12 protein-coding genes and 3 pseudogenes are annotated in these 21,430 nt (G+C 46.9%); 6 read left to right on the top strand and 9 right to left on the bottom strand.

Translation table 11 applies throughout. The features are described 5' to 3' along the window. Positions 1-8: 8 nt before the first annotated feature. The 6 genes and pseudogenes from B5G04_RS20180 to B5G04_RS02020 all read right to left on the bottom strand — a co-directional run. A pseudogene (locus tag B5G04_RS20180) lies at positions 9-203 on the bottom strand (IS30 family transposase); the annotation flags it as partial. Positions 204-227: 24 nt separating this feature from the next. Further along, the gene (locus B5G04_RS02000; RefSeq protein ID WP_087395476.1) at positions 228-1,181 is read right to left on the bottom strand and encodes an IS30 family transposase; all 954 of its coding nucleotides are present in this window, start codon (positions 1,179-1,181) and stop codon (positions 228-230) included. Between the two features lie 374 nt (positions 1,182-1,555). Then, positions 1,556-2,290: a hypothetical protein gene (locus B5G04_RS02005; RefSeq protein WP_143270415.1), complete on the bottom strand. Its 735-nt coding sequence runs from the start codon at positions 2,288-2,290 to the stop codon at positions 1,556-1,558. An 87-nt stretch (positions 2,291-2,377) separates the two neighbouring features. Further along, positions 2,378-2,872, bottom strand: a pseudogene (locus B5G04_RS02010) (M91 family zinc metallopeptidase); the annotation flags it as partial. 32 nt (positions 2,873-2,904) lie between these two features. Beyond that, positions 2,905-3,482: pseudogene (locus tag B5G04_RS02015) on the bottom strand (RHS repeat-associated core domain-containing protein); the annotation flags it as partial. Between the two features lie 292 nt (positions 3,483-3,774). Continuing rightward, a complete protein-coding gene (locus B5G04_RS02020) occupies positions 3,775-5,037 on the bottom strand; it encodes a peptidase U32 family protein (RefSeq protein WP_087395485.1) in 1,263 nt (420 codons plus the stop codon). Between the two features lie 270 nt (positions 5,038-5,307). Between B5G04_RS02020 and B5G04_RS02025 the strand changes: the two genes are divergently transcribed. From B5G04_RS02025 to B5G04_RS02045, 4 genes are all read left to right on the top strand, one after another. Further along, positions 5,308-8,409: a TonB-dependent receptor gene (locus tag B5G04_RS02025; RefSeq protein WP_087395488.1), complete on the top strand. Its 3,102-nt coding sequence runs from the start codon at positions 5,308-5,310 to the stop codon at positions 8,407-8,409. A gap of 16 nt (positions 8,410-8,425) precedes the next feature. Next, the gene (locus tag B5G04_RS02030) at positions 8,426-10,060 is read left to right on the top strand and encodes a RagB/SusD family nutrient uptake outer membrane protein (RefSeq protein ID WP_087395490.1); all 1,635 of its coding nucleotides are present in this window, start codon (positions 8,426-8,428) and stop codon (positions 10,058-10,060) included. A gap of 807 nt (positions 10,061-10,867) precedes the next feature. Then, positions 10,868-11,884 (top strand): tRNA dihydrouridine synthase DusB, encoded by a 1,017-nt coding sequence (gene dusB / locus B5G04_RS02040; protein ID WP_022039134.1) that lies wholly within the window; start codon positions 10,868-10,870, stop codon positions 11,882-11,884. After that, positions 11,877-12,863 (top strand): DUF3089 domain-containing protein, encoded by a 987-nt coding sequence (locus tag B5G04_RS02045; RefSeq protein WP_239414002.1) that lies wholly within the window; start codon positions 11,877-11,879, stop codon positions 12,861-12,863. The genes dusB and B5G04_RS02045 overlap by 8 nt, the downstream gene beginning before the upstream one ends. 33 nt (positions 12,864-12,896) lie before the next feature. On the opposite strand, the gene B5G04_RS02050 is transcribed toward B5G04_RS02045, so the two are convergent. Both B5G04_RS02050 and B5G04_RS02055 read right to left on the bottom strand, forming a co-directional pair. Beyond that, entirely contained in the window at positions 12,897-14,927 is a 2,031-nt protein-coding gene (locus B5G04_RS02050; RefSeq protein WP_087395493.1) for a glycoside hydrolase family 65 protein, read from the bottom strand. A gap of 121 nt (positions 14,928-15,048) precedes the next feature. After that, positions 15,049-16,545 carry an acetyl-CoA hydrolase/transferase family protein gene (locus tag B5G04_RS02055; RefSeq protein ID WP_087395496.1) on the bottom strand — a complete coding sequence of 499 codons (1,497 nt, stop codon included), beginning with the start codon at positions 16,543-16,545 and terminating at the stop codon, positions 15,049-15,051. Between the two features lie 668 nt (positions 16,546-17,213). Here B5G04_RS02055 and miaB point away from each other — a divergent pair. Beyond that, positions 17,214-18,587, top strand: a complete 1,374-nt coding sequence (gene miaB, locus B5G04_RS02065) for a tRNA (N6-isopentenyl adenosine(37)-C2)-methylthiotransferase MiaB (protein WP_087248970.1) — start codon at positions 17,214-17,216, stop codon at positions 18,585-18,587. Positions 18,588-18,658: 71 nt separating this feature from the next. Further along, positions 18,659-20,668, top strand: coding sequence for a cytochrome c biogenesis protein CcdA (locus B5G04_RS02070; protein WP_087210603.1), 2,010 nt, complete (start codon positions 18,659-18,661; stop codon positions 20,666-20,668). Between the two features lie 69 nt (positions 20,669-20,737). Here the strand turns inward: B5G04_RS02070 and B5G04_RS02075 are convergent, their stop codons facing one another. Beyond that, positions 20,738-21,385, bottom strand: coding sequence for a DUF1847 domain-containing protein (locus B5G04_RS02075; RefSeq protein WP_087395503.1), 648 nt, complete (start codon positions 21,383-21,385; stop codon positions 20,738-20,740). Positions 21,386-21,430 lie beyond the last annotated feature (45 nt).

Consider the following 21,430-nt stretch of genomic DNA (forward strand, 5'->3'; position numbering starts at 1 on the left):
GTGCAACATTACGAAATATTTTTGAAAAAGACCTCAGCCGGAGTCAAGAAATTGAGTTTTTCTCTCGGTCTGGCATTAATTTTCTTCCTGATCTTGGTTATTTTTCCTTCTGTAACCGTACTGATGTCGGTTCCTTTCGGGATATATTGCCGTATCAGCTTGTTGCCGTTTTCTATGGCTCCTTTCTGCCATGCGCAATAGGGCAGAGTCAACCAGCGAGTGCAACATTACGAAATATTTTTGAAAAAGACCTCAGCCGGAGTCAAGAAATTGAGTTTTTCTCTCGGTCTGGCATTAATTTTCTTCCTGATCTTGGTTATTTTTCCTTCTGTAACCGTACTGATGTCGGTTCCTTTCGGGATATATTGCCGTATCAGCTTGTTGCCGTTTTCTATGGCTCCTTTCTGCCATGCGCAATAGGAATCGGCAAAATACACGGGCACGTTGAGCTTCTTGGTTATCCATTCATGCTCGGCGAACTCACTGCCGTTGTCCGTGGTGATGGACTTCAAGGCCTCTCCCTTGTATGGCAGCAGCAACCTCCACACGGTTCTTGCCACAGGCTTCGCTTTCTTCCCGTGCTTGAGCCTTTCCATCAACAGGAAGTTCGTGCTCCTTTCCGTCAGCGTGAGGATGGCGTTGCTGTCCTTGTCCACGATGAGGTCCATCTCCCAGTCCCCGAAACGTTTGCCGTCGGCTTCCGCCGGACGCTCGTGTATGCTCACACGGTTACGGATGTTCGTGGCCTTAGTCTCATGACGGTGTGAGGCCTTGCGCTTGTATTTCATCTTATGCCGGCAATGGGAAGCCAGTTCCCCGCTTTCGTCCTTGCGGATGAGGGCGTAAATGGCTTCATGGGAGACGTTTATACCCTCCAGCTTCAAACGTCCGGATATCTGCCGGGGAGACCACTGCTCGTTTTTTATGAACTCAATGATGCGCCATTGCAGCACATCATCCAGCCCCCTGTTGCCGGGCGTATGACACCGGCGGGATTCTGCCATGTCATGCGCCTTGTTCCATACATACTTGCCGCTCGGCGTGGAGTTACGCTTTATCTCACGGCTTACCGTCGATTTGTGGACTCCTATGGAACGAGCAATCATTTCCAGAGTCTCACCCTTTTGTCGTCCCAGGTAAATTGCGTACCTTTGCTCACGGGTTAAGTGCTTATACTTCATAGACAATACAAAAGTAATTAATCCGTGGGAGACAGAGGTCTCCCTTTTTTATTTTGTATTGCCGGATGACCCTGATTCCGGGCTTCCACCGCCTTCCTCCGCCCTTTCCGCTACGCTCCAAGGACGGAGGAAGGCGGTGGCGGAGTTGCACTTCTAACTTGACGGTGGGCCGTTTTTGTCATACGCATACTCATTTGCCTGCTTTACGGCATCTTTGAACTCGAAACCGTTGTTGTTGAGCTACTGTACCAATGACATTGTCTACTTTCATTACTTGATTGACATTTAACATACAAGTCAATTGTCAGTCAAGCCGTAAGCAGTTGATACATTCTCATTTGTCTCTTTCAAACGAACAAAATTTCTATAAGCAACTAATCAGAGACTAGCACTAAAGGTAATACTTTTCTAACTTTGTGAGAACGATTTTCTGACGCAGACCATTTCAAATGTTCTTGAAATAAACGAGTGATTTCATCTTGTAATGAATTTGAAACAAATTGATTTTTCCATCCTTTTATGGATACATCTACAGTATGACCTTTTCTATCAATACAAAAATCAACTATAATCTTTAAGGAATCTATCTTTTCTTTTTTCATAATAGGTAAGCATCTTTGCCTAACATAATTATAAAAAACATCCTGCTTTATCAATAAAATAGGAGTATGGGTTATTATCGTATCATTCAAGACCTTTTCCCCTTTTAAAATAAGTTCTTTCACTTTATCAATGAATAGGGTATTTATTTTATAAGAATTACCATTATAACACAAAATATATTTCCCTAAACACATCACCTTTATTCCTTGTGGAGTAAACATATAAATCTTGCATCTAACATCAATAGGTTGTTCCGTTTTACATTTTTTTCCCAAAAAAATATCTGTCAATTCTGCAATGCAACTTGAATCACGAAGTACAACTGTTTTATAAACCAAAGCTGATTCAAAATTGTCACAACTAATATCAACCATTGTCATAAGATTAAAATCCACATAATGAATGAGTAGACTATCTATTTCCATATAATGGTTTTGCGCAAAAATTGTTCGTGAGCTTATATTCACAAAAGTTATTAATATGAATGCACATAATATTTTTTTCATACGGCAATTTGTTTATAATATCGTATCGAATAAGATTCTATAATACCAACAATCAAAAGCATTGTTCCTTATTCTATCTACATTCTATTATTGCTTATCTTTCTCTTCGGGGTTTATGATAATTGGATCTTTCCATTCGGTTGTTGTTGGTCCTACTGTCTCATAAAGAGTTCCAGCATGATCTGTACGAGTGACTTCTGTTTTACCAATTTCTCCCATTTTTTTCGCTGTTTCTTGCTCACTCCCTGTTATCACCCTTCTTTCCTCTTTATTACCATAATTCTCATCTTGCATATTAGCATCCTTTATCTGCTGTTGGCGGTTTTGATCAAACTGTACAGCATGGTCTATTTCATGATTCAATACAGTTGTAGGGGATAACTCAAAAGCATTATTAGTTAATACTCCTGTCCGAGAACTCCATGTTATTGTTTGTGTATTAGGATCAAATGAACTAGAAGTTAACGTTGCACCTTCTTTTATATAATAGATTTTATTAGATGCATGCAGTTTTGCTAACAAACCGCCCATTCCATATTTATTTAAATACTGCACTGCTTGTTTAAAATCATTTTTAAATTCATTTGAAACCTCTGCCGCATAATATACTTTTTACCATCCGGATCTATATACATAATGGGATTATTGGCACAATAAGCATACGGACTTATGCCATAATATTTTTCCGACATCGGATCAACCGTCACAAACCGTCCCAACGCAGCATCATAATGCCGTGCACCGTAATCGTACCAGTTCAGGCCGTTCTTCGTGTCAAACTCCTTACCATTATACTTATAAGGCTGGACATTGTTCGTTGCCGCGAACACCCCGCCGAAAGGATAGTAATGGTTCGTTTCTTCGACCGTCCCCGTTGAGCTGATAACCACACGGTTGTTGCCCTGAGGTCTTTCAGGTAATAATGGTACTTGCTGTCAGCCAAGGTGACATAGCCCTCTTCCGTCAACAGGTATTTCTGCGTGCCGTTTTCATAGACCACATTGCCGCAATAGTCAGTCGTGGTGGTCGTACTTCCTGTCTTATGCACCGTGCGTAGCTTTGTGCCGTCCGATGCATACAGATAAGTTATCGTATTCCCGTTCCCAAACGTGACCTTGCTTGGCAAATTTAAACAATTGTATTGAATAGACGTAATATTCCGGTTCAAATCTTTCGTCAAGTTGCCGTTTTTACCAACGAGGTGGCAGAACTCTATAACCTGATTAAAATCGTAGACCGGAGTGCAAGGCTATAAGCTGATTTTAGTGCATAACGAGCTGCGCAACATAAGACAATCAGTCAAAAGAGAGAAGAGAATAAACTGCATGTCCAGTCCCAGTAGTATAGGACTACTGTCTTACAGCGTCAGGACTGCAGTCCTATATATATTAGGACTGCAGTCCTGGTATCTTAGGATTTTAAGAGGACTGGGATGTAAAGGACCATGCTGCTAATTGACTTCCCAATTCCTGCTTGCTTCCTGCTTATTTTCTTTTCAACTCCTCGGTCGGGACCATCCGGTACAGTTTGTCACTGGGGCGGATGCGTCCGGGCACCTTGAACGACACGTGCACGCCTTTGGGCACTACGTCCACCGGTTTCAGGTCGACACGGGCTTCTTCCAGAGTGACAAACATCGCTCCCGTAGTAGGTCCGGTTATCAGCAGCTTGTCGCCCACTTTGATTTCGGAAGCTTCTATCAGGAACTCCGCCACGCCGATGTTCGAGAAATACTTGATGCCCCGTCCGGCGTACACCTTGCGCTCGGTGGCTTCCGAACCGTAATTGCGGCTCCATTCGCCCAAGCGTTGCCCCAAGTAATAACCGTTCCAAAAGCCGCGGTTGAATACCGTCTTCAGGCGTTCGTCCCATGCGTCTTTCTTCGCTTCGGTAAATGTGCCGTCCAAGTACGACCGGATGGCTTCCTTATAGCACTCTACCACCGTCTTCACATACTCGGGTCCGCGGGCACGTCCCTCTATTTTGAACACCCGCACGCCGGATTCTATCATTTCGTCCATAAAGCGGATGGTCTTCAGGTCTTTGGGCGACATGATGTACTGGTTATCCACTTCCAGTTCGATGTCGCTTTCCTTGTCTTTTACGATATAGGCGCGGCGGCACACCTGCATACAGGCACCGCGGTTGGCGGAAGCGTTCAGTTCGTTCAGGCTGAGGTAACACTTGCCCGATACCGCCATGCACAACGCTCCGTGGCAGAACATCTCGATACGCACGGGTTGCCCCATCGGACCGGTAATGTGCTGCTCATGGATGGCATCGTATATCTTGCGCACCTGTTTCAGGTTCAGTTCACGTGCCAGCACCACCACGTCGGCAAACTGGGCATAAAAGCGCAGTGCCTCCACATTGCTGATGTTCAGTTGGGTAGAAAGGTGCACTTCCTGCCCGATTTGGTTGCAATACGCCATTACCGCCACATCGGCGGCAATCACCGCACTGATGCCTGCCTGTTTTGCCGCATCGATAATCCGGCGCATCAGCTCCAGGTCTTCGTCGTAAATGATGGTATTCACCGTGAGGTAACTCTTTACCCCGTGCTCGTCGCACGTGCGTGCTATCTCGCGCAAGTCGTCAATGGTAAATGTGCTTGCCGACCGTGCCCGCATGTTCAAACTCTCGATACCGAAATAGATGGAATCTGCTCCGGCATGAATAGCCGCCGCCAGTGATTCGCGCGAACCTACCGGTGCCATAATCTCAAAGTCTTTTATCGAATAATCCATATTTCTTCTGATTTAGGCTGCAAAGGTAGCGATTTTCCAGCAATCATTGTGTATCTTTTATGCATAATGATAGAATAAATACCCAAAAACGAAACCCGATGTGCGCATATTTTCACTTTTCTATGTCATTTATTCAAAGAATTTACTATTTTTGCACCCGTTTTTTGGGAAACAGACAAAACTATTCAATAAACCATAAACAATGTTTCTCCACAAGAGAGAGAGAAACCAACTGTAAACTATAAACACATAACAACCAATTAAACACTTATGAGCAGGTCACTAACTCTGCTATGCATGCTTTTGTTCTGCATAGCGACGTATGCGCAACGCATCACTGTTTCGGGAAAAGTCACTGCCGGAGGCGAAGGTTTGCCCGGCGTGACAGTAGCGGTAAAAGGAAGTACTAACGGTACAATCACCTCCATGGATGGCGACTATTCGCTACAGACCGAACCACAAAACACATTGGTATTTTCATTTATCGGCTACGAAACTCAGGAAGTTCCTATAAATGGGCAGAAAACCATTAACATAGAAATGCACGAATCCAGTATTGCCATCGATGAGGTGGTTATCGCCGTGCCCTACGGTACTGCAAAAAAATCTACCTTCACCGGTTCGGCAAGTGTAATCGACAAGAAAATCATTGCCGCCTCACAGGTATCCAGCGTGTCGAAAGCATTGCAAGGAACCGTAGCTGGTCTGCAATCGTTCTCTACCAGCGGACAACCGGGTGAAGATGCCAGCATCTACATTCGCGGCGTAGGTTCTGCCAATGCCACCACCACACCGCTGTACGTAGTGGACGGCGTGCCTTACGACGGTGCCTTGTCGTCTATCTCTTCGCAAGACATTGCTTCGGTGACTGTACTGAAGGATGCCGCCGCCGCTTCACTGTATGGTTCACGTGCTGCCAACGGTGTGATTATGATTACTACCAAGCAAGGACAAAACGGTTCGGCTCCTACCATCCAGCTTTCAGCCAAGTATGGTTTTTCGAGTCGCGCCGTACGCGACTACGACCAGTTGAGTACGAACGACTACTTCATGCTGCAATGGGAGGCACTCCGCAACAGCTATATGGACAACGGTCAAAGTGCTGAATCGGCTGCACAGACAGCTTCTTCTATTCTTGCCACTACGGCAACAGGTGGCTTGGGTATCAACCCTTACGGCACACAATATCCCCAACCGGTAGGCACGGATGGCAAAATCGTGGCAGGTGCTACTCCGCTGTGGGATGACAGTTGGGAAGATGCTTTAAGCCAGGATGCCCATTATACTGATATCAGTGCCAGCATCTCGGGTGGTAGCGAACGTACCAAGTATTATTTCTCGCTGGGCTACCTGAACGACCAAGGTGCTTACATCTGTTCGGGCTTCAAGCGTTATAACCTCCGTACCAATATCACGACCGACTTGCGCAAATGGTTGCAGGTAGGACTGAACGTATCGGCTACCCACTCTGTTCAGGATTATCCGAAACAAGACGATACGGCTATCGGAAACATCGTACTGGCCGCCCGCAGTATTCCGTCGTTTTATCCTGTGTATGAACGTGACTTGACCACCGGCGAATATTTGCTGGATGAAAATGGCAACCGTATTTACGATTACGGAAACTACCGCAAAGGTTCGTACAACGGTTATAACTTCGCGCAATCCATGTTGTACGACAAAAAAGAATACAAGCGCGATGCGGCTTCGATACGCGGTTATCTGCAAATCACTCCCCTTGAAGGATTGAGCTACAAAATGTCGCTCAACATCGACTACAACAGCCGCTTCGCACATTTTTACGACAATCCCACTTACGGCAAAGAACCATTGACCGGTGGAGTGGAGAAGGAAAACGTGCGTACAACGGGACTTACTTATAATAATGTCATCAACTGGAACCATACGTTCAACGAAAATCACGACGTACGCCTGATGGCTGGTCAGGAATATTACGAATACAACACGTCCAATTTTGGAGGTTCGCGTACCGGTGTCATCACCGACGGTTACTACGAACCCGATGTAGCTTCTACCCTGAGTTCCTTCTATGGCAACAGCGACCAATATAAACTGCTGAGCTTCTTCGGCAGCGCGGAATATTCGTACCAAAGCAAGTACTTCGTATCGGCATCGGTACGTACCGACGGCTCGTCACGTTTCCATCCCGACCACCGCTGGGGAACCTTCTGGTCGTTTGGCGGTTCGTGGAAGATTTCACGCGAGAAATTCCTGGAAGAAGCGGCTAACGACTGGCTGACCAACCTGACCCTCCGTGCCAGCTACGGTGCACAAGGTAACGACAATGTGGGTTATTACGCCTATAAGGCACTGTATGAAATAGGCAGCCTGTTCGGCGAATCGACCCTGCACGCTTCACGTCTGGAAACACCCGAATTGAGTTGGGAAACCAATCTGAATCTGAACGTGGGCCTCGACTTCGGCTTCTGGAACAATCGCCTCAACGGAACCATCGAATTTTTCCAACGTGCATCAAAGGATTTGTTATTTGCACGCGACCTGGTTCCGTCGGGAGGATTTACCAGCATCGATGCCAATATCGGTAAACTGAAAAACTATGGTTGGGAATTTACCCTTAACGGTACGCCTGTACTGACCAAAGACTGGACATGGAAACTCAGTGTCAACGCTACGACATACAAGAACGAAATCGTAGAACTGCCTACTGACGTGATGTGGCAAAGCACCAAGAAATGGGTGAAAGGCGGCTCGCTGTACGACTTCTGGTTGTATGAATGGGCAGGCGTGAATCCGGAAAACGGTAATCCGCAATGGTATTATACCGATACCGACGGAAGCCGGAAAATCACCGAAGACTATTCCAGCCTGACTTCGGACGACAAGGTGAAGATGGGCAGTTCGTTGCCGAAAGTAAGCGGTGGTTTCCAGTCAGACCTGACGTGGAGAAACCTTTCACTCTCGATGTTGTTCTCATACGCTATCGGCGGCAAGCTGTATAACAACGACTACAAAAGCATGATTAGCGTATCGGGAGGAAACGGTTCTACCTTAAGCAAGGATATGCTCAACCGGTGGACACCTGAAAACCGCTATACCGACATTCCTCGTCTGTCGTACGACCAGACCAGCTACTTCACCAGCAGTTCCAGCCGCTGGTTGGTAAACCGTTCGTTCTTGCGTCTGAAAACCGTTACATTATCGTACAACCTGCCCGAGAAATGGCTGCACTATGCCACTATCAAGCAGGCAAGCATCTTCCTGCAGGGCGAAAACCTGCTGACTTTCTGCCACCAGCAGGGACTTGACCCCGAACAGCCTATTAATGGTATGGTTTCATACCGTTATCCGGCAATGAAGACATTCTCTTTCGGTATCAATGTAACACTTTAAAAAACACTTTTAAACTATGAAACTGAATTTTAAGACTATATGCTTTGGGGCACTGGCTGCCTGCACCTTTACAGCCTGCGACCTGGATACGGCTCCCACGACTTCACTCGATGCAGATGCCGTTTACAAAAACACTGAGAACGCCGACCGTGTGATGCGTGGCGTATGGAACTACATTTTCAATAGCGGTTCAACGTATGCTTCCATCGGCTATGGCGCCATCATGATGAATGATGACTTTGCCGGTTCGGACGTGGTGCGTACCACCAGTTACGGCTATTCTTCCAGCTATAAACTGACCAACGGCTATGGACGCGGCGAAATCAATGACGTGATGTGGGACATGGTATACGACCCCATCAACAACTGCAATGCCGTATTGGCAAACATTGATAACATCGAAGGCGAACAAACAGAGAAAGACCGTATCAAGGGACAAGCCTACGCTACACGTGGTTTCCTTTACATGCTGTTGGCAAGCCACTATTCTTTCGCCATCGACAAAGACCCTAATGCCGTATGTGTACCCATCTACACCGAGCCTACCAGTTACGATATGGCAGTAACCGGGAAACCCGCATCCAGCGTATCGGAAGTATATGCGCAGGCACTTGCCGACCTGAAAGCCGGATATGATTTGATTCCGACGGATTATAACCGTGGAAGTAACGCGACCGACCAGTATAAAATAGACCATACAGTAGTAGCAGGCTTGCTGGCACGTACCAGCCTCTACGCCCGCGAATGGCAGGAAGCCTACAATTATGCCGATGAGGCCATGAACCTGAAAAACCGTTACCTGATGAATGAAACGGAATACAAGAGCGGATTCAACAATGCCTTAAATCAGGAATGGATGTGGGGTTACTCATGTACTATTGACGACAACCTTCCCGCCTATAACTTTCATTTCAAAGATAGCACGACACCAGGAAGCGGTTACTCTTGCCTGAATGTAGACCCTTATTTCAAAGAACTGTTTGATGATAATGATTACCGTAAAGGAATGTTCTTTTGGGGTCCCAATGCCGGATACGGTGAATGGACCATGCTGAGTTCGAAGTTCAAATTCGCCGATGTCGACAATATGCTTGCCGACATTGTGATGATGCGTGTAGCCGAAATGTACCTTATCAAGGCAGAAGCTGCAGCACACCTGCCGGGAAAAACCAGTGAGGCACAAAGCCTGTTGAAAGAACTGCGCGACGCACGTATGAAACCGGGCTATACCGCAGCCGAAATTACAGCTACAGGTGATGACCTCCTGAAAGAAATCTGGCTGGAACGCCGCAAGGAATTGTGGGGGGAAGGATTTGCACTGACTGATATCATCCGCAACCAGCAACCGGTAGAGCGTAAGGCATGGCAACACTTCGTAGAATGTACTTATAACGAACATGAAGACGGAAGCGTAACCGACAAGACACCTATCGTAACCGAAACCGGAGATGTCATCTTTGCCGATGATAAAGACGAGGCTTACCAAAGCAAATATTGCGTTATCCTGCAAGGACACTCTACCGTGAAGCTTCCCGACGGAACAGATTTTGTTCCGAACAGCAAGTACTACTTGTTCCGTATCACTGAACAGGAAGAGCTGCAAAACCTGAATCTGTACAACGACCATCCGAAACTGGATATTTACAGATAATCTGGCAAACGGAAGGAAGGCATAAATACTCTTCAATGCCAGCCAATCGGGTAGGAGGTAAATGCTAATCATAGAAAGGCATTTGCCTCCTACTTTCACATTTACCGACCTCCCACACCACCGTACAAGCGGTTCCGCATACGGCGGTTTCGCGCTTTCTCATCTCACGATGTGTGGCAAGTTGTTTTCAGCCATCCCTCGGACTAGCGTCACTCCTACTCTATTGTCGGATTCCGTCCTATCGTGGTGAGTAGGGAAGCTCCTTTCGGACATCTGACTACAAAAGAGTCTCAAGGGTAGCAGTCATTTACTATTGCACTGCGCGATTCGGTCCTTCCCCATAGACACACGTGTCTTAGGTACTATAACCTCTGCTGACTTCTCACGGCAAGCTTTACTCCGTCAGGGCACATCGAATGGGTACGTCTTCGCCATGCGTCCGTGAGACCTCCTCGGATAAGGGCATTGTCTTTCCATCTTATGCCTACTTCATTTACACCGACCGTTCCGAATAGCTATCGGGCTTTGGTTTGTGTAGAAACCTTACCCACGGTCAAATGCCTTGTATGAAGTTTCTGTTCGTTAGACCAGATGTTTGCCGCCGGCTTCCTTCAGATTCCACCTCGCGATGGACACCCTTGCCTTGGGCTATGTGATTCCCGCTATTAGGGCTCACTCGGGACTTACACCCGTTAGACAATGCTCATGCCGAGCGTACGACAAATAAAAAGAGATGCTTCATACGGAGCATCTCTTTTTATTTTACTACTTTTGCAAACGAAAACCATCCTAATGAAACTTTACCCCATGAAGATACGAACCATCGACTTAGGAGAGAGACCCGTAGTGCTGGCTCCTATGGAAGACGTGACCGACCCCGCATTCCGCCTGCTCTGCAAAGAGTTTGGTGCCGATATGGTATATACCGAATTTGTATCGAGCGATGCCTTGATACGTTCGGTAGACAAGACGATGACGAAACTCAACATCAGTGCCGCCGAACGCCCCGTAGCCATCCAAATATATGGCAAGGATACCGATACAATGGTAGAAGCGGCACGCATCGTTGAACAGGCTCACCCCGACATCCTAGACTTAAACTTCGGTTGCCCGGTAAAGCGGGTGGCTGGTAAAGGGGCAGGGGCAGGCATGCTTCAGAATATCCCCAAAATGCTGGAGATAACCCGTGCCGTAGTGAATGCGGTGCAGATTCCTGTTACGGTAAAAACCCGCCTGGGATGGGACGAGAACCACAAAGTCATCGTAGAACTTGCCGAACAGTTGCAGGATTGCGGCATCGAGGCATTGACCATACACGGGCGTACCCGTGCACAGATGTACACCGGCGAAGCCGACTGGACCCTGATAGGTGAGGTAAAAAATAATCCGCGTATGCGCATTCCTATCATCGGGAACGGTGACATCACTACTCCCCAACGGGCAAAAGAATGTTTCGACCGCTACGGTGTGGATGCCATTATGATAGGCCGTGCCAGTTTCGGACGCCCGTGGATATTCAAGGAAGTGAAGCATTATCTGGAAACGGGCGAAGAACTTCCTCCACTTTCTTTCCGCTGGAAGCTGGACGTATTACGCCGTGAGGTACAAGACAGCATCAACCTGCTCGACGAGCGCCGGGGCATCCTCCACGTACGCCGTCACCTGGCAGCTTCTCCTTTATTTAAAGGTATTCCCAATTTCCGCGAAACCCGTATCGCCATGCTCCGTGCCGAAACCCAAGTGGAGCTTTATGCGATACTGGACCATATCGAAACAATATTGGAAGAACAAGCGAACCTGCAACAAACCTATGGACATGAATAACATGAAAACAACTTACAAGAAAAGCTTACAACTATTATTTCACCTGACGGGCATCGCCTGTCTGCTCCTTGCGCTGGTTTCTTGCGAAAAAGACTCATCCGCCCCCGCAAGCGACACAATAGACTATTCGGACAACCGATGCTGGTTCGAGAATAAGCAAGACGCTACGGGAAAAGACGTAGACCTGTTTTATGTAGTCCCGACCTGCATTTGGGACTATACCGACTCGTTGGGGCAAACCCGGCACCACATGGACATCTTCAATACGGAACAACGTGCCTTGACAGACCCTTCCATCCAATTGGCTAAAAGCGTATTGGCAGATAGCTGCAACTTCTTCTCTCCTTATTACCGCCAGATTTCGATGGACAGCTGGCTCACCTTGGACACGGCACTCATCGAAGAGCGTTTCAAGCTGGCTTATCAAGACGTGGCGGACGCTTTCCATTATTATATGGAGCACGACAACCAAGGAAAGCCGTTCATCCTTGCCGGACATAGCCAAGGAGCCAAGGCGGTTATCGAACTCCTGAAACGGGAAATGACACCCGACATCAGCCGGAAGCTCATCGCCACTTACGCTATCGGCTATACCGTGACACCGGAAGAGCTTGCCGGTTATCCTACCTTGCGCCCTGCACAAGACTCCATAGATACGGGCGTGCTCATCGGATTCAATAGCGTAACCCGTCCCGATGCCGTATCGCCTTTGTTCCGAGACAATGTGGTGTGCATCAATCCTGTCAACTGGCGCACCGATGCTACCCCAGCTACCTCTTACCAAGGATTTACCGTCGCGCAAGACACTACGATTCATACACTTATCGTGACGGGCATCGATGAAGAGCAGTATTTCATCCCCAGCGTAGCAGCCCTGTTGCCTAAAGGAAACCTGCACGTGCAAGAGTTCAACCTTTATAACGAAGACCTGCGCAAGAACGTATTGCAACGCATCCGGGCATTCCGTCAGGCACAGTAATGCATTTCCCTATGAAAAGAGATGAATACCCTTTTACTGCTCCCGTACATAGACTTTCTTTTCCACGCCTACCCCTGTCACCGTAACCTTTTTCCAGTGCAAAGGCAAAACCGAAGGCAACTGTATAATGCCTTCTTCGGTTACTTGAAGCCCACAAAATCCATTCAGCACGGCTTGAAGCAAGCCTCCTGCTCCAGTCATAAAATAAGGGTTGTTGCTTGAAGGTGTTTCAGACAGTACCCCGAAAGGAGGACGCCAGTTAGGCTGATAACAACGGCAGAACATTTCATAGGCTTTTGCCGCATTGCCCATTCGTGCATATTGTACACAAAAAACGGCATACGACATCATTGGACCATCGCGCTGGTCAATGCGTTCAGCATAATAGGCAAGGTCTTTTTGCTGCTGCCTGACATCGGTGATTTTTCCCAACGGATAAGCCAGCAGGTTGACATCTGCCTGTTTGATGGTTTCACCTTGATACGTGGCATGTTCACGCGTAACTCCATCTTCAAACTGCAAGATACGCAAACCACGGCTCACTTTACCCCATATAGAAGGTACTTGCTCACCACATACCCATCCGGCACGGGAAGCATAGTCTAATACCAACGAGGCAGAAGCGTTGGTAAAGGCATTATCGGTTACACCATTGGCATATTCATCCGCTCCAGTTACCCCGACAATCGAATAGGAACCGTCGGCATTACATACCGAACGACTTACCCAAAACTCTGCTATCTCCTTCAGCAACGGAAAACCTTCACGCTTCAGCCAGACAGAATCACGGGTCACACAATAATAATTCCAGCAAGCAATGCCCACATCTGCTGTGATATGATGTTCGAATGCCCCGGTCAGGGCAAATGTCGGTGTCGCCTCTTCGCCCGTATCATCACTTTCCCACGGATACATTGCTCCCTTATATCCGTATGCCATTGCTTTCCGGCGTGCAGGCTCTTTTCGGTCTACACGATAATCAAGCATCGACCGTGCCATATCGGGTTGCAGCAAAAGCATCGGAGGATACATCCAAAGTTCAGTATCCCAAAAGATATGTCCATTGTAACCTTGCGAAGAAAGTCCCATCGGTGGAATACTCAACCGGCTTCCGGCACGGCAGGATGCATATAAATTGAACAAGGCGAAACGTACCAACCGCTGGGCATCATCATCTCCTTCGATACGAATATCGCTTTGCCACAAGGTATTCCATAACCGTTCATGTGCCTGTATCAATTGCGCCTTTCCTTCGTGAACAGCGTATACAACCTGGCGTTCGGCTTCATTATAAGGGTCCGTAAAGTCTCGTGACGAACAAATACTGCCTACCAACGAGAACGAAAGTGTTTCACCTTTTTTCAGAGACAACATAAAAAGCAGCTCGCCGGTTGCTTTATCAAACGAAGGTTTCCAGTGTTCAGCACCGTCGAACATAAAAGTCGATGCCGCTGCTACCTGCCTGTACTTTCTTGCAGAAACAGCTTCTGCCTCCAACAGATACAAGCGTGTACCATCGGCATCCAGTTCGCGATAGCGTACGGTATCGGCAGCATAGTCATCGGGCACATTCATACTGTTCCGTATCTCCAGCACTACATCCGTCAGTGCTTTCACCTGCACCGATACCAATCCAGCGTATGGAAGGTTTCGCAAAGCACGCAATTCAGACACTACTTGCACTTTCTGTCCTACCCCAAATGTTGTGCGGTGCACTGCCCGGCGCATATCTACCGTCTGCTCCCAAGCCCTGATACAGGTAGTATCTATTATCATGCCATCTATTTTCATCTGTATTCCAAAAGGATTGATTCCTTTCATCACCCGGCTCACCACACCTGGAGCAGCTGCATCAAACACATGATTCAGCACTACCTGCCCTATGCGGAAAGGTTCTTTATCCGGCAAAATGCCAATACATCCGCTTGCCATCGGAGCCGAAGCATACGAAGCATGCAAATCTGTAGCCCGTACCTGCCACAAGGCATCGTTTTCTACACTTGCTTTCATTATATTCCAGTTGAATATACACGACAAAGCTATACCTAACCAACGTAGATTCATAATATTTAGCAACTGAAGTTATTACAACAAAATGAATGAAAACAAAAAGACACGAAGACGCACTGTTTTTTTACGTTACATTTTCCTGTGTCTCCGTGTCTTTTTATTCATTGGTATATGTTCAAGAATCAAATTCGCTCCAATCGGTAAGCCGCATGTCGCCTTTCTTCAAGAATACCTGGTGCATACCCAGAGCAGCAGAAAGACTATGACAAGTCTGTCCTTTGGTAGAAATCTTCAGGTAATCCCATAGAAGTTGTTTGTAATCGGGGTGTGCACAGTTTTCAATGACGGCCTGTGCACGCTCCATCGGGCTTTTTCCACGCAAATCGGCAATACCCTGTTCAGTAATGATGACATTAACCGAATGTTCGCTGTGGTCAAGATGCGATACCATGGGCACAATAGAGCTGATACACCCGCCCTTAGCAGTAGAAGGACATGAGAATATGGAAATGTAGGCGCTGCGCGTGAAGTCGCCTGAACCACCGATACCGTTCATCATCTTCGTGCCGCAAATGTGGGTGGAGTTTACATTGCCGTAGATATCGGCTTCGATGGCGGTGTTCATCGAGATGACTCCGATGCGGCGGATTACTTCGGGACAGTTGGATATTTCGGACGGACGGAGCACCAGCTTGTGGGCGAAGAAGTCCATGTTTTCGTAAATGTCTTCCAGGCAATCATTTGTTACACTGAGCGAACAGGTACTTCCGAACTTGATACGTCCCTCTTTAATAAGGGTAATGACTGAATTCTGGATAACTTCAGTATACATTTCGAAAGGAGGAATACTCGAATCACGGCCTAAGGCGCTCAATACAGCATTGGCTATGTTGCCTACCCCCGATTGCAAAGGCAGAAACGTAGAAGGAATAATGCCCCGTTTCATATCTGCCGAAAGGAAATCGGCAACGTTTTGCCCGATTTTATCCGTTACCGGATCGGGGGCACTGAATCCGCGTGCTTCGTCGGGAATGTCTACTTCTACCACTCCCACGATTTTTTGAGGATCTACCTGAATGTAAGGAAGTCCGATACGGTCACTGGGACGTACGATGGGAATCGGACGACGGTAGGGAGGACGCTCCATTTCGTACAAGTCGTGCATACCAATGATGCGTTTACTGTGTGCAGCGTTCAGTTCAATAATGACCCGGTCGGCAAGACGGGCGATGGTAGGTGTAATGCCTACGCCGGCAGTAAGGTAAATACGTCCGTCATCAGTCAATTCACAAGCTTCCACAATGGCAGTAGTGACATGTCCCAAAAAACCGGACCGTAAGCGTTGAGCCACTTGCGAAAGATGAATGTCGGTGTAATTGATTTCTCCATTGTTCACCGCTTTGCGGAAATCGGTGTTGGTGGTATAAGGGGCACGGAACTTGATAGCATGTGCCCGTGTCAATACCCCATCACACGAGTCGCCTGTTGAGGCTCCTGTGATGATTCCAATGCGGAACTCTTCACCCCGCGCATGTTTTTCTTCGGCTTGTTTAGCGAGTTCGGCCGTAACGGCTTTGGGACTTCCTGCCGGAGTAAAGCCGCTAAGAGCTATGATTTCATCGTTTTGTATCAGGCTGGCAGCTTCTGCCGCCGTCATTCTGTTGTAGTTCATAGTGTTCAGGTATTAAAAATATGTATTAGTATTTCCGTTTGAATATCTCCGAATAAATGAATGCTTTCCGTGCTTCCGAAGGAGTACGGAACCGAATGCCAGACCGGGGCTGGCAAGAAAAGTCTGACGAAACAGGAGGTGGTGTATTCTGTGGTTTTGAGACACGACGTGCCGGCTTAATGGGCTGTGCCGGTTGTACTTTCTCTACAACATTTTCTGCTTCCTCTACAGATTCTATAAGAAATGGAACCCTCGTTTTCGGTTGTTTGGACGGCCGTTTCTTAGGTTCCTTTGTCGCTTGCTTATAAATAGCAATGGCAATAATGGCAAGTATGATAAGGAAATTCGACATATTCGTATTATTAAAAAAGGATTTTGCCAAAGATAGTAATTTTTCACCGAAGAATCATAAGAACTGTTTGCTTATTGTGCGATACGGAATAGAATTATTATCTTTGCACCCGTTTTGGGTATGCATTATAATAGGAAAGTGAGTCACAGGTGGGCAGAAATGCGGGAAATGGGTAACAAAGGTTCTGTTTTTGTGTATTTCAATCTGTCTTGATGACTTTGAATTTGTTAATAATTAATAATACATGGCGAATGGCAGATAATTTTGTCATCCATTCCCGCCGTGCTTAGAATCTATAATATAAATAATTAATCGTATGACAAACCAGATTGCGGGAACGGACTTTAAATCCGCGACCGGAAAAGAAACAAAAAAATTGTTTATCGAGACCTACGGATGCCAGATGAACGTAGCCGATAGTGAAGTGGTGGCTTCCATTATGCAGATGGCCGGATACACGCCTTGCGACACACTGGATGAAGCCGATGCTGTGTTTATGAACACATGTTCCATCCGCGACAATGCCGAACAGAAAATCCTAAACCGGCTGGAATTTTTCCATGCCTTGCGGAAGAAGCGTAAACACCTTATTGTAGGTGTGTTGGGCTGTATGGCTGAACGGGTGAAAGAAGACTTGATAACTAATCACCACGTCGATTTAGTGGCAGGACCAGACGCTTACCTCGCTTTGCCTGACCTGATTGCTTCGGTAGAAGCAGGAGAGAAAGCCATCAATGTGGAACTTTCTACTACCGAGACATATCGCGATGTGATACCTTCACGCATTTGTGGCAACCGCATCTCAGGATACGTATCGATTATGCGCGGATGCAATAACTTCTGTCATTACTGCATTGTTCCTTATACCCGCGGACGTGAGCGGAGCCGTGATGTGGCAAGCATCCTGAATGAAGTGAATGACCTTCGACAGAAAGGTTATAAGGAAGTGACCTTATTGGGACAAAACGTAAACTCGTACCGTTTCGAGCAGGAAGACGGCAGCGTTATTACTTTTCCAATACTATTGCGCACAGTGGCAGAGGCGATACCTGATATGCGTGTCCGTTTTACCACATCACATCCCAAGGATATGAGCGACGAGACACTTCACGTAATAGCCGAAGTGCCCAATGTGTGCAAACATATCCATCTTCCTGTGCAGAGCGGCAGTTCACGTATTCTGAAACTGATGAACCGGAAATATACCCGTGAATGGTATTTGGAACGGGTAGCAGCCATCCGACGCATCATTCCAGATTGCGGACTGAGTACTGACATTTTCTCCGGTTTTCATTCGGAAACGGAAGAAGATCACCAGATGAGCCTTTCGCTGATGCGCGAATGTGCCTACGATTCTGCTTTTATGTTCAAGTATTCGGAACGTCCCGGCACATATGCCTCGAAACATTTGCCCGATGATGTACCCGAAGAGGTAAAAATCCGCCGGCTGAATGAGCTGATAGAACTTCAGAACCAACTTTCGGCAGAAAGCAATGCGAAAGACGTAGGCAAGACATTCGAAGTATTGGTAGAAGGAGTTTCCAAACGTTCGAAAGAGCAATTGTTCGGACGGACGGAACAGAACAAAGTCGTAGTGTTCGACCGTGGCATGCATCGGATAGGAGATTTCGTAAAAGTCCGTATTACCGACTCAAGTTCGGCTACACTCAAAGGAATAGAAGTGGTTTGAGAAAAAGCAGAACACTACATTTAATAAAGTAATATAAATAAGAATCTAACTAAAAATTAACCAAACGAACAATGAAAAAAAGAATGACACTCAGTTGGCTGTTTGCCCTTTTGTGCTGTTTGCCGATATTTGCCCAAATGCAAGACCCGGTACAGTTCAAAGCTGAATGGAAAAATCTTTCGGCCACAGAAGCCGAAATTGTCTTTACAGGTACAATCGATGCCGGCTGGCATGTATATTCTACCAACCTTGAAGAAGGAGGACCCACTTCTGCGACATTTAATGTAGACGAAATAGTTGGAGCAGAACTGGTGGGCAAACTCATTCCTGGTAATGGAGAAATAGAGCAGATTGACCCGATATTCAACATGCAAGTGCGTTATTTTGAAGGAACGGCAAAGTTTACTCAAAAGGTGAGACTTACAGGAGGTGACTATACTGTAAAAGGTTACTTGGAATACGGAGCCTGCAACGATGAAAACTGCCTGCCTCCTACCGCTGTTGACTTCTCATACAGTGGAAAACTTGATGCACCTTCGGCAAACGCACCGGTAAAGAGCGACGTGGTACCTGTCTCGTCTGCTCCTGCCGATACAACTTCAGTAGCATCAGCCGATGTTCCCGCTCCTTCTGCACAGCTGAAAGGAACGACAGACTACTGGAAGCCGGTTATTAAGGAATTATCCGAGTTCGGCGAGACCCAGCAACAGGATACGCATTCGTGGGTATACATCTTCTTCGCCGGATTCATCGGCGGGCTGCTCGCCTTGTTCACTCCCTGTGTATGGCCTATCATTCCGATGACGGTCAGCTTCTTCCTGAAACGCTCGAAAGACAAGAAAAAAGGCATCCGCGATGCGTGGACATACGGTGCGTCTATTGTAGTAATTTACGTGGCATTAGGACTTGCCATTACATTGATATTCGGCGCAAGTGCACTGAATGCCTTATCGACCAATGCCATCTTCAATATTTTCTTCTTCCTGATGCTGGTGGTATTTGCCGCTTCGTTCTTCGGCGCGTTCGAAATCACCTTGCCTTCGAAGTGGAGCAATGCGGTTGACAGCAAAGCAGAATCCACAACAGGTTTGCTTAGCATTTTCCTGATGGCATTTACCTTGTCGCTGGTATCTTTCTCTTGCACCGGACCGATTATCGGTTTCCTGTTGGTAGAGGTATCTACTACGGGCAGTATTATCGCCCCGGCATTGGGCATGTTGGGCTTTGCCATAGCGCTTGCCTTGCCGTTTACACTCTTTGCGATGTTCCCCTCGTGGCTCAAGTCGATGCCGAAGTCGGGAGGCTGGATGAACGTTATCAAGGTAGTCTTGGGCTTCCTCGAACTGGCTTTTGCCCTTAAGTTCCTTTCGGTGGCAGACTTGGCATACGGTTGGCGCCTGCTGGACCGCGAGACTTTCCTTGCCCTGTGGATTGTCATCTTCGGACTGCTGGGCATGTACCTGTTGGGTAAAATCAAGTTCCCGCACGATGATGATAGCAACAAAGTAGGTGTAGGTCGTTTTTTCCTTGCGCTTATATCTCTCGCCTTTGCTGTCTATATGATACCAGGACTATGGGGAGCACCCTTAAAAGCTGTAAGTGCCTTTGCACCTCCCATGCAGACGCAAGACTTCAATCTTTACAAGAATGAAGTACACGCCAAATTCATGGATTTCGATGCCGGCATGGAATATGCACGCCAACAAGGCAAACCGGTAATGATAGACTTCACGGGATACGGATGTGTGAACTGCCGTAAGATGGAACTTGCAGTATGGACAGACCCGCAAGTAAGTAAGCTTCTTACCGAAGATTACGTGCTGATTACACTCTATGTAGACGAAAAGACCAAGTTGCCCGAACCTATCAAGGTAATGGAAAACGGCAAGGAACGCACGCTTCGTACTGTAGGTGATAAGTGGAGTTACCTGCAACGGTCTAAGTTTGGTGCCAACGCCCAGCCATTCTATGTCTTGTTAGACAATGAAGGCAATCCGCTCAACAAGTCGTATTCGTACGACGAGGATGTAGCAAAATACATTGATTTCCTTCAGACAGGACTGAAGAACTACAAGAAATAAAAACAGACGCCTGTTGTTTGATGTAGGTTTCATCAACAACAGGCGTCTGGCTTATCAGGACACCATGCCTCATTTATCAAGACCAAACTTTTTCCTGTAATAGGATTGTGCAGTATAAAGTGCCGCAACAGGATTATTTCCAGTCACCCGGTCTTTGGTTACAAGCGTAGTGACATACGCATCCGAATATTTGTAAAACAAGCTGTCATGACCTACACAAAGACCGATGACTACATTCAAGTCGGTTTGTGCCCGATTAAGCAACCTTGCCTGCAGAATAGGATTACACATCGCACTGCCAATGCGTTCGCATTCTTCCGGTATACCCACCGAAGTTTTTGCCTTTCCTGCCACCTTACAAATAACCGAATAAGGTTCGAAACCATTAACACGCAATATACGCGCAAAAATGCGTGCCTCGTTAATCAATCCTATGCAGTTGGCAATACCTATCTTGTGTGCTCCTATCTTCCGGGCAAACTCCATAATCTCCTGCACTCGCGTCCACTGGCAATAACCTTCGTATTCCACCTCAGCACTTGCCACCATAATGTCATGATTCCTCCCTTCTTCATACTTATTCATTGCCCAGGCATCATCTTCTGTGTCCAGACTGGTTGTCAGGCAAAAATCGGGATATGTACGGTCTTTATACTTACAATTCTGTGTACCACAATCCACACAACTCCAATCGTGCCTGTTTTCTTCCTCACTCATAACTTTCGAAAAAATGTTTTGTTACACAACAATAATGCTTTTTAC

The sequence above is a fragment of the Bacteroides sp. An51A genome (assembly GCF_002161565.1).
In the GTDB taxonomy this organism is placed as follows: Bacteria; Bacteroidota; Bacteroidia; order Bacteroidales; family Bacteroidaceae; genus Phocaeicola; species Phocaeicola intestinalis.

What these genes read in the sequence shown, in the direction of transcription:
- B5G04_RS02000 (WP_087395476.1), bottom strand. Translation starts at nt 1,181, where the DNA reads ATGAAGTATAAGCACTTAACCCGTGAGCAAAGGTACGCAATTTACCTG.
- B5G04_RS02045 (WP_239414002.1), top strand. Translation starts at nt 11,877, where the DNA reads ATGAATAACATGAAAACAACTTACAAGAAAAGCTTACAACTATTATTT.
- miaB (WP_087248970.1), top strand. Translation starts at nt 17,214, where the DNA reads ATGACAAACCAGATTGCGGGAACGGACTTTAAATCCGCGACCGGAAAA.
- B5G04_RS02020 (WP_087395485.1), bottom strand. Translation starts at nt 5,037, where the DNA reads ATGGATTATTCGATAAAAGACTTTGAGATTATGGCACCGGTAGGTTCG.
- dusB (WP_022039134.1), top strand. Translation starts at nt 10,868, where the DNA reads ATGAAGATACGAACCATCGACTTAGGAGAGAGACCCGTAGTGCTGGCT.
- B5G04_RS02050 (WP_087395493.1), bottom strand. Translation starts at nt 14,927, where the DNA reads ATGAATCTACGTTGGTTAGGTATAGCTTTGTCGTGTATATTCAACTGG.
- B5G04_RS02030 (WP_087395490.1), top strand. Translation starts at nt 8,426, where the DNA reads ATGAAACTGAATTTTAAGACTATATGCTTTGGGGCACTGGCTGCCTGC.
- B5G04_RS02070 (WP_087210603.1), top strand. Translation starts at nt 18,659, where the DNA reads ATGAAAAAAAGAATGACACTCAGTTGGCTGTTTGCCCTTTTGTGCTGT.
- B5G04_RS02005 (WP_143270415.1), bottom strand. Translation starts at nt 2,290, where the DNA reads ATGAAAAAAATATTATGTGCATTCATATTAATAACTTTTGTGAATATA.
- B5G04_RS02075 (WP_087395503.1), bottom strand. Translation starts at nt 21,385, where the DNA reads ATGAGTGAGGAAGAAAACAGGCACGATTGGAGTTGTGTGGATTGTGGT.
- B5G04_RS02025 (WP_087395488.1), top strand. Translation starts at nt 5,308, where the DNA reads ATGAGCAGGTCACTAACTCTGCTATGCATGCTTTTGTTCTGCATAGCG.
- B5G04_RS02055 (WP_087395496.1), bottom strand. Translation starts at nt 16,545, where the DNA reads ATGAACTACAACAGAATGACGGCGGCAGAAGCTGCCAGCCTGATACAA.